The sequence below is a fragment of the Geobacillus zalihae NBRC 101842 genome, from assembly GCF_001544135.1.
Lineage (GTDB): Bacteria > Bacillota > Bacilli > Bacillales > Anoxybacillaceae > Geobacillus > Geobacillus zalihae.
In genome coordinates this window covers 1-11,184 of the sequence record NZ_BCPV01000087.1, presented here as the reverse complement: position 1 = coordinate 11,184, position 11,184 = coordinate 1, and the positions used below count along the sequence as shown (strand labels likewise).

Genomic DNA, 11,184 nt, shown 5'->3' with positions numbered 1-11,184 from the left:
CTATTATAGTACTATATACATAATTGTGAAAATAGACAAAATGGCATTGTTTTTCGCTTTTTTTCCACAAAATTTGACACATGAGGAGGGAAAAAGAATGAAAATCGTTATTGCTCCTGATTCATTTAAAGAAAGCCTTTCTGCGCTCGAAGTCGCCGAGGCGGTCGAGCGTGGGTTTCGCACGGTGTTTCCGGAGGCGGAATACGTTAAGGTGCCGATGGCCGACGGCGGGGAAGGGACGGTGCGGTCGCTCGTTGATGCGACCGGCGGCCGCATCGTGGAAGTGAACGTGACCGGGCCGCTCGGCGAGCCGGTGCGGGCGTTTTTTGGTTTGCTTGGCGATGGGAAGACGGCGGTGATTGAGATGGCCGCCGCCTCAGGGCTGCACCTTGTCCCGCGCGACCGGCGCAATCCATTGGTGACGACGACGCGAGGGACAGGGGAGTTGATCCTTGCAGCGCTGGATGCCGGTGCCACCCACCTCATCATCGGCATTGGCGGCAGCGCGACGAACGACGGTGGGGCCGGCATGGTGCAGGCGCTCGGGGGAAGGCTTTTGGATGAAGACGGCTGCGACATCGGTCCGGGCGGCGGCGCGCTGGCCGATTTGCATGCGATTGACCTTTCCGGTCTCGACCCGCGTCTTGGGGGAGTCCGCATTGACGTGGCGTGCGACGTCGACAACCCGCTTACCGGTCCGAACGGAGCGTCCGCCATTTTCGGCCCGCAAAAGGGGGCGACACCGGATATGGTCGCGGTTCTCGACCAGAACTTGGCGCACTATGCCGACGTCATCAGCCGCGAACTCGGCAAACAAGTCGGCGACATTCCCGGCGCCGGCGCGGCCGGAGGCTTGGGAGCGGGACTGCTCGCGTTTCTCCCGGCCGAGCTAAAGCGCGGTGTGGAGATTGTGATCGAGACGGTTCAGCTCGCGGAGCGCGTCAAAGACGCTGACTTGGTCATCACCGGCGAAGGGCGGATTGACGGACAGACGGTGTTCGGCAAAACGCCGATCGGCGTTGCCAAGACAGCGAAACAGTTCGGCGTCCCCGTCATCGGCATCGCCGGGTCGTTGGGCGACGACAGCGCGGTCGTCTTAGACCATGGCATTGACGCCCTCTTTACAATTGTTCCCGGCGTCATTCCGCTCGAGAAAGCGTTGGAGCAGGCGGAACAGTATGTGACGCAAACGGCGCGGCATATTGCGTACGTATACCGTCTTGGCCAACTAGGAAAACAATCCCCCCGTTAATATTTTCGACAAAAAGAAGGGGCTGACCCAAAAAGGCGACGCCCCTTAAATCGAACACAATTTGGTCATTTTGCTGCTTATGGCAATGAGAACGAGTGTCCCGAACCTTTGGGACACCCGCGTTTATTTGCCTTTCCGTGGCCACGACGCGATCGCTTGGAGGGAGCCGCGAATGGTGAAACGGCCGAATTGATGCGGCAAAATGAAATGGTCGCCCCGGCGAAGCGGGTATGTCTGTCCTTCGCGGACGAGCTCACCTTCGCCTTTTAGGATGCTGACGATGAGAAACGGTTTCGTCTGTTCTGACGCGAACGCGTCATGGACGTCCCATTTTTGGACGCCGAAGTAGTCTCCTTCCACGAAGGTCGTCACCGTCGCGCCGGGAAATTCGGCGACATGGGGGTGGACATCGATGTCGCGATGCGGGACGGTCGTGACGTCAATCGCTTTCTCGAGATGAAGCTCGCGCTTCCGCCCTTGGCTGTCGACGCGATCATAATCGTAGACGCGGTAGGTTGTATCTGAGCTTTGCTGCGTCTCAAGGACGAGCGTCCCTTCGCAAAGGGCGTGGATCGTGCCGCTCGGGACATAGAAGAAGTCGCCGGGGCGGATCGGCACTTTCCGAAGTAAACGATCCCATTCCCCCGCTTCCATCATCGCGCGCAGCTCTCCTTTCGTTTCTGCATAATGGCCGTAAATCAACTGGGCGCCCGGCTTGCAATCGATGATGTACCAACATTCCGTTTTGCCGAGCTCTCCGCCTTCATGCGTTTTGGCGTATTCATCGTCCGGGTGGACTTGGACGGACAAGTCGGCGTTGGCGTCCAAAATTTTCGTCAACAGCGGGAAGCGGTCAGACGGGAAGTGGCCGAACAAATCGCGGCGTTCCTCCCATAATTGTCCGAGCGTCATCCCGGCAAACGGTCCGCGGGCGACGACCGTCTGCCCGTGCGGATGGGCGGACACCGCCCAGCATTCCCCGGTTTGCGAAGACGGAATGTCGTAGCCGAATCGTTCGGCGAGCTTCGTGCCGCCCCAAATCCGTTCTTGGAAGACAGGGGTGAGAAAAATCGGTTCAAGGTCCATGCGTCATCCCTCCCGAAAACATCATACAACATGCAGTCCACTCTCATTTTCATCTTATCACGAAATGCGCCATCGGCAAATGAAAACGATAAGGGGGTTAGGAACATACGCTCCCAACCCCCATTGGAACTCAAGGTCGACATGCCGATTGCGACGATGTTCTGCACGCGCCGCCGTCCTGCGTCAGCGCCTCACTTCGCGTCATCAAGTTCAATGCACGCGAGCGGCTGTTTCGCCGGTCCTTCGATCACATCGCCATCGATCGAGAAGCGCGAGCCATGGCATGGACAGTCCCACGTCTTGTCGCCGCTGTTCCACTCCAGCTCGCAGCCCATATGGGTGCACGTCGTATCAACGACATGAAGCGTTCCCGCTTCGTCCTTATAGGCGCCCGCCCGTTTCCCGTTGACCGAGACGACCGCCCCTTCTCCGCGCGCCAAATCTTGCGGCTGGCGAACAGCTAGTTCGATTTTTCCAACGATCAAGTGTTTGGCGACATCGAGGTTTGTCGTGAAAAATTGCCGCACGCTCGGGTCGGCGTAAAAGCGCGACGGAGAGTACAAGTCGCGATACCGGTTGTCGCGGCCGAGAATGAGGTCGGACAACATCATCCCCGCCGCTGTGCCGTTTGTCATCCCCCACTTCCGGTACCCTGTCGCGACATAAATGTTTGGCGTCCCTGCCGTCATCGGGCCGATATATGGCACTTTATCAAGCGTCGTCAAGTCTTGGGCCGACCAACGGTAACGAATGTCTTTTACCGTAAACAACTGCGAGGCGAACGAGGACAACGCCTCATAATGGCGCATTGTCGGCACCCCTTGGCCGGTCTTATGGTTTTCCCCGCCGATGAGAATAAGCGTCTCGCCATTTGCCGCTGCGGAACGGACCGATCGCTTCGGGTTGTCGGCGCTCAAGTACATGCCTCCCGGGTATGGCTCTGCAGCTGTGATGGCAATGACATACGAGCGCTCAGCATACATGCGGGAAACATAAAATCCGCCGTCATAAAACGGAAAGTGGGAACAGACGGCGACGTGGTCGCATGTGACCCGCCGTTTGCTGCGCGTCACGACGGACAGCCGCTCTCCTTGTTCAATGTCGGCGACCGGCGTGTGCTCGTAAATGATGCTGCCGGCCTGTTTGATGGCTTCGACCAGTCTGACCAAATATTTGAGCGGATGAAACTGCGCTTGCTTCCTCATCACGACGGCCGCTGTGACCGGCAGCGGGAGCGGAATCGATTCGACAAAAGCGCCGTCAATTCCTAGACGCTCGTACGCTTGCCATTCTTTTACTAATTTTTGTAATGATGAAGAAGACGTCGTATATATGTAGGCGTCTTGTTCGCAAAAATCGCAGTCGATCCCGTGCTGCTCGATCGTGCGGCGGACGAAGCCAAGTGCGTCCATGCAAGCGTCATAATATAGGCGCGCCTTTTCCGCCCCAAAGTGGTTTAGGAATTCATCGTACACCAAATCGTGCTGGGCAGTCAGCTTCGCCGTTGTATGGCCGGTCGTTCCGTTCAACAGCCGGTCCGCTTCGAGAAGGGCGACGCGCACACCTTGCGTCGCCAGTAAATAAGCGGTTGTAATGCCGGAAATGCCGCCGCCTACAACCACGACGTCGACCGAAACGTCTTCTTCGAGCTTCGGGAAGGACGGAAGCGGCACGGAATCACGCCAATACGGCTCTATGACCGAAGGGAGGGATGACATACGGATGCCTCCTTGCCTGTCAATAGTGGTTTTCCATAGTTTGCTCTTTGCCATGGACCGTTATTCCACATATCCACAACCCTTTTCTTTTTTTGGCAATCGTCCGCAAGGAGAATAAAAGATGGTACAATAGAAAAAAAGAGGTCAAGACTGTTTTGCAAAAATAATGTTAAAGGAAGATCAAGAGTGAATAAATATACACATTCGTTTCATGAACGCGCCAATGGGTTGGCAGACAGCTTCATTTTAGAGCATTACAGCTTGAGCGAGCTCAATTTTGAGACCGTCAGCCATTACCGGGAGCAGTTTGCCCGCGCCAAACCGGGGCATCCATGGAACAGTCTTGAGACGAAAGAGTTTTTATACAAAATCGGCGCTTGGGGCAAGCTGCGCGACAGCAGCAAAGAAGGACTGACGCTCGCCGGACTCGTGATGTTCAGCGAAGAGCGGATCATTACCGAGGTGCTGCCGCAATATTTTTTAGAATACCGGGAATATGACGGTGCAAAGGCGGCAGGATGGGCGAAGCGGTTCACATCGCAGGATGGAACGTGGTCCGGCAACGCCTATGATTTTTATTTCCGCGTGTTGGCGGAGTTGGAGCGCCACGTTTGGCTTGAGGAAGGGCGTGCTCTGCTCGCCGAGGCGCTCGCTAATGCCATCGTTCATGCCGATTACGGGGAAGAAGGCGGCATTACCGTTGAAAAAGAGAACGGGGCGTTTCGATTTGCCAACCCGGGCCGGTTCCGCCTGCCAATTGAAGCCGCTATGGCTGGACAAATGAGCAATCTGCGCAATCCGAACATCTTTAAAATGTTTTTGTTGATCGATGTATGCAAACGCGCAGGATCCGGTTTGAAGCGCATGCATGATTGGCAGGAACGGGCGCTTGTCCAGCCGGTCGATATTTTGCAGCAAATGAATCCAGACCGCACGATCGTGACGTTATGCCCATTGTTGTTTCCAGCTGAGGCGGGGGCGACAATTGAAACAGAAATCAATGAATCATTGCAACAGCAAGAACAAGCATGGATAGAACACGGTGCGGATCAACATGACGTGGACTTCGGAAGTAACGAGGCCAACTACGTAAATAAGGAGCTCAACTCCGTTATTATCGAACAAAACTCCGTAAACAACTCGACAAACTCCTTGAATAGGGAGGCGAACTCCGTAAAAAACGAGGTTGACTCCGTAAATATCCCGTCATGCTCCGTTAATAAAGGTGAAAACTCCGTTAATAAAACACCAAACTCCGTAAATAATGCTATATCTGTTGATGAAAGGGAGGAAGAAGAGAGAAACGAGTCGATCGATGAGCGGCTGTGGGAGATGGCAGAACTAGCACGTCGAAAAAAGCGGTTGGCTCCGGCGGTTATGGAAGAGATGATCGTCCGCCTGTGCTGCGAGCGACCGTTGCGGCTGAAAGAGTTGGCGACGCTGTTGGAACGGACGCCGGATGGGCTGCGCACCAACTACTTAGGGAAGCTGGTCGACGAAGGGAAAATCCGATTGAAATATCCGGATCAGCCGAACCACCCGCGCCAGGCGTACATCGGCGTCAAAGAAAGATGAGGGACGGGTTGTGCAGTTGCCAACAAATGAAAAGGAAACGGAGCTGACTCAAAAGTCCCTTTTTGATGAAATGTAACCGAAGTATGTGAAAGAGACCACCTCTGAAATCCTCGGTTTTACCGGGTTTTTCGTGTTGGTCTATTTTTCTATGTCGCCCCAGATAGGAGCATTACCGCTCTTTTGGGTCAGCCCCGTTTTGCTTCGCCATTATCCGGCTTGTCTTTTCTCTTGTTCGTGTCGGTGGCGGCGGTGCATGCCTCTCGCGAAGTATACGGCCGTCAGCAGCAACAACCAAGCCGGGCCGACGATTAACGCGATGCGCGTATCCGGGAAATACGCCATCACCCCGACGACACCAAGCAAAAAGATGATCGAGATGTAAGAGCTATACGGATAAAGCGGTAGTTTGTATTTTAAGCGTTTCGTTTGTTCTATTTGTTTTCAGCTTATATATTTCACTTTAAATAATGAGAAAAGGGGGTAAGAGAAATGAAGGAATTGTTATTAGAGACAACTAATATAAAGTCCGTATTCAATGACTTGCAAACCATTCCAAGAGGTATAGAAATAATCGGGGCTCAAAAAGTTTGGGAAAAAAGCCGAAAAGGGCAAGGTATTGTTGTTGCTGTGTTGGATTCAGGTTGCGATATTAGCCATCCCGATTTAAAAGAAAATATTATCGGCGGATTGAACTTCACCAATGATGATGGCGGAGACAAAACAATTTTCACAGATTATTTAGGGCATGGAACACATGTCGCAGGAATAATCGCAGCGACGGACAATGGAAAAGGAATTGTTGGTGTAGCACCAAAAAGTACAGGCGTGTTGATTATCCAATAAAATCCAAAGGGTATAGAAAAAAGAGCACCTTTCCTGTAGAATGTGAGTAGCGACACAAACAAACCCAGGAGGTGCTCTCTATGAACAAGCATACCACACTCCCGAATTTGATGCAAAAACTTGTTTCGGATGAAGAGATTCAACTGATTGCCGAAGCGGTTGGGTATCGTGATTCGTCTCGAACCTTTACGTTGCGCGAGTTGATTCACTTCTTCCTGCTGGCCGCCATGCATCAATGGAAAAGCTTTCGCCACGGAGCCGATGTGGAGCCTCTGTATGGATTGCCGCGATTCCATTATTCAACTGTATCCAAGAAAGCGAAAGAAGTTCCCTATGACATCATGAAACGCTTGTTGGCGTTGATCATTTCCAAGTGCAACCGCCAAACCCGCCGCTCGCTTCGGTTTCCCAAACCGCTTCGGGTGGTGGATTCGACGACCGTCACGGTCGGGAAAAACCGCCTGCCATGGGCGCCGTATCACGGTGAACGCGCCGGAGTGAAGCTGCACGTCGCGTATTCGCCGGAATCCTCGTTGCCGGCAGACGTGGTGGAAACGACCGGGCTGCGTCACGATGGCCCAGTGGGAGAACAGTTGACGAACCCTCAACAAGTGCTCGTGGAAGACCGGGCGTATTTCAAAATCGAACGCCTCGATCGATTTGTGGAGCAGCATCAGCTCTTTGTCATTCGGATGAAGGACAACATCGAACTTCATCAGAAAAAAAGCTTGAAACGCCTTTCCAGCACATCCTCATCGGTTCAAGCCGACTTCACGTGCCAGTTGGGGACGAAACAATGCCGCTCCACCAAGCGTCACCGGGTGGTGATCTTTCGAGATGCGAATGGCCGCGACATTCGGGTCGTGACGAACCTCTTCCATGCGTCTGCGGAAACCATTGCCGACATGTACCAACAACGTTGGACTGTTGAGGTCTTTTTCCGTTGGGTGAAGCAATATCTGAATGTCCCGACCTTGTTTGGCACGACGGAAAATGCGGTATACAACCAACTGTTTGCGGCGTTCATCGCGTATGTGTTGCTGCGATGGCTGTATGATCAAACCAAAAAACAGACGAACGTCTCTCTTTCCTTCATTTCGTTCGTTCGCCGTTTTTTCTCTGGGCAGCTTCCTCTCGATTGGAAATCCGGGATGGCCGCTGCTTTGTTTGAGTATGCCCAAATTTATGGAAGGCGTATGTATAATTTTGGATAATCAACACTCGTGGTTTCTCATCTTTTTTCTCCTTTAATAGTTTCTATTAAAATAGACGCATCTTACCAATCTATTGAGGGGTTTGCTCTATTCTCTTCTCATTCTTTATTTAAATACTGAATAAGGAACTTTCACTTCCGGCATTCCCGCTGCATAAGGCGCCACTTCGTATTCATAAAACTTAATAACGATTCCATTCGCGGTAAAATAGAACGGACGTTGGCTGTTAATCTCTATACCAGACAACTCTTCTGTAAAAATGGCCTCGCCGCGATTTGCCCGGTTTGTTAAATCAGTAATCGCATATTTTTTAATCTTATTCAAAGCCGACTGGCTTTTTGCCACATCGCTTAAATACAAACGCTGGCCAGTCAAAACGTTAAAATTATACGCGGTTACTGTAGACATTCCATGTGCGCCGCCAGTATACATATAATCGTAAATTAAAATGCTAAGCAGATTGTTCTCATTATATTTCACTTCATAGGACATTTTATATTCGTAATCTAACATAGATTCTGGAAAATCCCCGCTATATTGCTCACGGTGTTCTTGTTCCGTTCGTTCTAGTTCCATATAAGCGTTATAAGAGGCACGAACGTGCTTTGCAAGTGTTTCATTAATTTTATCTTGGGCAGATTTGCTGATTAATCCTGTCACTTGAGGGTAATCAAAAGTATCCTTATAGGTGCGTTTAATAATTTTTACTCCTAACGCCTGCAGCTTTTCTTTCGATGGAGTCTGATATTTGACCCGATTGTCCCGATCAATAAAATATCCGCCGCCAAGGCCAAGTTTTCCTGGTAGAAACGTATAGATGCGGTACACCTCACCCGGATTTAATTTGCGAACTACTTTTTTTGTTGTTCCATTCAACTTGTAGAGCTCTGTCGGCTTAATGATGGTAGCTTTGCCAATCTGTCCTTTCTTTAATTCCATTCCATCCCATAGTACTTTCGCTAAAGCTTCATTATAAAAAGGACTCGCGAACATAAATAAAAAACAAACAACTACAGACGTAATCCACTTTTTCACGAATATTTCCTCCCCACAAAGATGAAATAAACAGGTGATAATAGCACCATAAAAATTTTACCTCATTTTTCATATAATTGTAAATGTTTTTTATAGATAAGCTACCAAAGTAAAAGATAGCACCGCTACTAAATCGGTACCGTCAAGAATTTTGTGTAATGTAATGGGGTAGGGTTTCTCTGAAATGGATTTGGAATGAATAGGGAACTAGTTTCCTCCACACAGGAGACTGAATATTCAGTCTCCTGTGTGGAAAGGGAGAATCCCCCTATTTTGTTTATTTACAGTATTTGGTTAATGATAACGTTCTTCAAACATTCGCTCGAGGGCTTCATGCGCTTCGGCAAATCCTCGCAACTTTCGCCCTGCCCATTTCTCATTAAAATCTTGAATGGTTAAATACACGACTTTTTCCGCAGCTTCTAAACTGCTCAAACTGTTCATCGGCTTTAGACGTTTCCGAATTTCCTTGATCGTTCGTTCGATGGCATTGGTCGTATAAATCACACTTCGAATACTGCTTGGATCATCCATAAATGTAAGGAGGACATCCAACTCATTGGCCCAAGATTGAACTTCTCTTGGATATTTGCTGGACCATTTCGACTCAAACTGTTGAAACATTTGTAACGCCATCTCCTTATTCGGCGCGCGATAAATCAGCTTGAGATCCTCGGCCACTTCGAATTGGTCTTTTTTCCGAACACGGCTGAGGGTGTTGCGGACTTTGTGCACGACACAGCGCTGCACATCGGCTTTCGGATACACCGCCCGAAAGGCTTCCTCCAGCCCCGGAAGGCCATCGAAGACGCCAAGAAGCACTTCCTTGACGCCTCTTTGGTAGAGGTGTTGAAGAATTTCCTGCCATACATAGGCGCTTTCTTGTCCTCCCACAAAGAAATCAAGAATTTCGCGATATCCTTCTTCGTTCACCCCTAACACCACATAAATGACTTCTTTCTCCACGGTTTCGCGACGAAGTTTTACGTATAAACCATCCAAATATAAGACGGAATAACGCTTGTGCAGTGGACGAGTGTGCCATTTCTCGATGTCTTCCTTCACTACATCGGTAATACGGCTGATCGTTGCAGGAGAATAGGCATTGCCTAAAATTCGTTCAATAAACTTGCCAATTTCACGCGTACTCATGCCACTTTGATACATCCTGATGATGGCTTCCTCAAGCTAGCCGGTGTGCCGTTGGTAAGGAGCAAACAACTGTGTTTGAAATTCCCCGTTTCGGTCTCTTGGAACCAAAAGACCCTCAATCCGGCCATATTGCGTATCTAGATTTCGCTGATAGTAGCCGTTTCTCATATTCGGCGTTCCAGCCTGTTCGATTTCAAGGAAATGTTTGATTTCTTCCCGCATAATCAGTTCTAATTTTTCTTTTACAAACTGACGAATGGCATTTTCCAGTTGATTTGCCCAGTCTACATTCGGTATACTTTTAGACATAGGTAGGGTTCTCCTTTCTCTAAGATTTTTGGTCCAATCAGAGAATACCCTACCTTTTTTCTTTTGGTCTAGCAAAATGCTTTACACAAAATTTTATACATCATCATTAAAAGAAAATCTCTATTTTCCTCTCTTCTATCCATTTAGCGAAATTTGCATTTTTAATTTCTGTATGGAATGACTGTCCATCTAACGAATAAATGACCTTCCTTGACTCGTTTCGACCGCTACTCTGCACAAAAGCATAGATTTCTTCTGAGCTTAATTCCGTATTCTTAATGGATAATTGTAGAATACAGTCATAAGACAGCAGGATGTATTGCTCTTTAAACATCAAAAAATCATCGACACCTAATATTCGAAATAAACTTTCGTTATTTACAAAAGTATTATACATCGTATATACACCTTTGCCGTCATCACTACATATATAGGCAGGACCGTAGTACTGATGAACAAGCAATAATGAGAAAAAACAAATAAAGCGCTCTCCTGCATTATTTCCGTTATGTAAAATGATTTGTCTCAATTTCGGAAGATCCGAAAAAGAGGATAATTCACATCGTTCCAGATTATTAATAATATCTCTATTTACTCTGAAAGCTTCCAAAGCTAGTTGTTTCATCGCATCAAATATGTATTGCTTTTTCGTCATTCCTTTTTCTAATAATTGATAAATGGTTTCCATCGATATAATGTATAGCTGTTTCTTCGCCGATAATTGTTTGAAAAGCTCAAAGTAATAATTATTATACCGTTCCTTTGTGGGTATATTCCTAAAAGACTCTTCTAACACTACATCAGGAATAAGAAAAACCGGGGACTGATGAAACGCCTGCAGCAAAAGCGGCAAATTTGATATTTGTTTTCTCAATTTCGTTAAAATCATATTATCTAACATATAAAATGTTTGGTGTTCGTTTAGTGACTGGTACAATTGCTCCGTATTATCTGAAATAAACGGACGAACCGATTCTAAAACAGGAGAATCGAGGACCTT

At 48.9% G+C, this 11,184-nt stretch carries 9 protein-coding genes and 1 pseudogene; 5 read left to right on the top strand and 5 right to left on the bottom strand.

Annotated elements, in window-relative coordinates; translation table 11 throughout:
* Nucleotides 1-97: 97 nt before the first annotated feature.
* Nucleotides 98-1,252, top strand: coding sequence for a glycerate kinase (locus GZ1_RS16545; protein WP_060788911.1), 1,155 nt, complete (start codon nt 98-100; stop codon nt 1,250-1,252).
* A 123-nt stretch (nt 1,253-1,375) separates the two neighbouring features.
* On the opposite strand, the gene manA is transcribed toward GZ1_RS16545, so the two are convergent.
* Together manA and GZ1_RS16535 are read right to left on the bottom strand one after the other, a co-directional pair.
* On the bottom strand, nt 1,376-2,338 hold the full coding sequence (gene manA / locus GZ1_RS16540; protein WP_015376118.1) for a mannose-6-phosphate isomerase, class I: 963 nt from the start codon (nt 2,336-2,338) through the stop codon (nt 1,376-1,378).
* A 191-nt stretch (nt 2,339-2,529) separates the two neighbouring features.
* Nucleotides 2,530-4,056, bottom strand: coding sequence for an FAD-dependent oxidoreductase (locus GZ1_RS16535; RefSeq protein ID WP_060788909.1), 1,527 nt, complete (start codon nt 4,054-4,056; stop codon nt 2,530-2,532).
* 186 nt (nt 4,057-4,242) lie between these two features.
* Between GZ1_RS16535 and GZ1_RS16530 the strand changes: the two genes are divergently transcribed.
* The 4 genes from GZ1_RS16530 (at nt 4,243) to GZ1_RS16520 (ending at nt 7,688) form a co-directional block, all read left to right on the top strand.
* On the top strand, nt 4,243-5,631 hold the full coding sequence (locus GZ1_RS16530) for a DUF8451 domain-containing protein (RefSeq protein WP_060788908.1): 1,389 nt from the start codon (nt 4,243-4,245) through the stop codon (nt 5,629-5,631).
* Nucleotides 5,632-5,884: 253 nt separating this feature from the next.
* Nucleotides 5,885-6,013 (top strand): hypothetical protein, encoded by a 129-nt coding sequence (locus tag GZ1_RS19710; RefSeq protein ID WP_255211316.1) that lies wholly within the window; start codon nt 5,885-5,887, stop codon nt 6,011-6,013.
* 107 nt (nt 6,014-6,120) lie between these two features.
* Nucleotides 6,121-6,474, top strand: coding sequence for a S8 family serine peptidase (locus GZ1_RS16525; RefSeq protein ID WP_060788907.1), 354 nt, complete (start codon nt 6,121-6,123; stop codon nt 6,472-6,474).
* Nucleotides 6,475-6,554: 80 nt separating this feature from the next.
* A complete protein-coding gene (locus GZ1_RS16520) occupies nt 6,555-7,688 on the top strand; it encodes an IS4-like element IS5377 family transposase (protein ID WP_060788906.1) in 1,134 nt (377 codons plus the stop codon).
* 105 nt (nt 7,689-7,793) lie between these two features.
* Here GZ1_RS16520 and GZ1_RS16515 read toward each other — a convergent pair whose 3' ends face one another.
* The 3 genes and pseudogenes from GZ1_RS16515 to GZ1_RS16505 form a co-directional block, all read right to left on the bottom strand.
* Nucleotides 7,794-8,723, bottom strand: a complete 930-nt coding sequence (locus tag GZ1_RS16515; protein WP_033017510.1) for a DUF3298 and DUF4163 domain-containing protein — start codon at nt 8,721-8,723, stop codon at nt 7,794-7,796.
* A gap of 294 nt (nt 8,724-9,017) precedes the next feature.
* Nucleotides 9,018-10,184: pseudogene (locus GZ1_RS16510) on the bottom strand (IS256 family transposase).
* A 106-nt stretch (nt 10,185-10,290) separates the two neighbouring features.
* Nucleotides 10,291-11,184, bottom strand: an 894-nt coding sequence (locus GZ1_RS16505) for a hypothetical protein (protein WP_157074390.1), incomplete at its 5' end; no start/stop codon positions are given.

Bases quoted from the DNA above. Each gene is read 5' to 3' on its own strand.
- manA (WP_015376118.1), bottom strand. From the start codon at position 2,338: ATGGACCTTGAACCGATTTTTCTCACCCCTGTCTTCCAAGAACGGATT.
- GZ1_RS16520 (WP_060788906.1), top strand. From the start codon at position 6,555: ATGAACAAGCATACCACACTCCCGAATTTGATGCAAAAACTTGTTTCG.
- GZ1_RS16525 (WP_060788907.1), top strand. From the start codon at position 6,121: ATGAAGGAATTGTTATTAGAGACAACTAATATAAAGTCCGTATTCAAT.
- GZ1_RS19710 (WP_255211316.1), top strand. From the start codon at position 5,885: ATGCCTCTCGCGAAGTATACGGCCGTCAGCAGCAACAACCAAGCCGGG.
- GZ1_RS16545 (WP_060788911.1), top strand. From the start codon at position 98: ATGAAAATCGTTATTGCTCCTGATTCATTTAAAGAAAGCCTTTCTGCG.
- GZ1_RS16535 (WP_060788909.1), bottom strand. From the start codon at position 4,056: ATGTCATCCCTCCCTTCGGTCATAGAGCCGTATTGGCGTGATTCCGTG.